The 377-nt window shown below is 54.1% G+C and carries 1 protein-coding gene; it reads left to right on the top strand.

Annotated features, from left to right (window positions below; all coding sequences use genetic code 11):
• Nucleotides 1-136: 136 nt before the first annotated feature.
• Nucleotides 137-377: helix-turn-helix domain-containing protein (locus tag AUR66_RS13785; RefSeq protein ID WP_157533128.1), on the top strand; the 241-nt coding region annotated here is incomplete at its 3' end.

Here is a 377-nt window from a genome sequence, read left to right as displayed (position 1 = left end):
GGAATAAATGTCATTTGAGTATAATTAAATTCGCGCTCGGCCGCCGGTTGCGACGTCAGACTGCCGGATTTTTTGTCCGAACGGCCCGGATAGTTGTCCGAACAATTATGTACACATACGCGAATTGTCACTCTCAATGGGAGCCAGTGGGTCGAATGACGAAAATCTTCCAATCGAGGCGTTGAAGCGAGCAGATGCACTCGCGACACTTCGGGAAGGCCCACTGGAACGCTCCGAGTTGATGAGGGAACTGGACGTCTCACGAACGACGATTCACCGCATCGTCCGTGGTCTCGAGTCCAGAGACGTACTCGTGCAGGACGGGAGTCTGTTCAAACTCACCTCGTTCGGGCAGACAGTCGCTGACGAGGTGACCG

The organism is Haloferax profundi (genome assembly GCF_001469865.1).
In the GTDB taxonomy this organism is placed as follows: Archaea; Halobacteriota; Halobacteria; order Halobacteriales; family Haloferacaceae; genus Haloferax; species Haloferax profundi.
The sequence above is the reverse complement of the archived record's forward strand: the minus strand, read 5'-3'. Positions and strand labels throughout refer to the sequence as shown.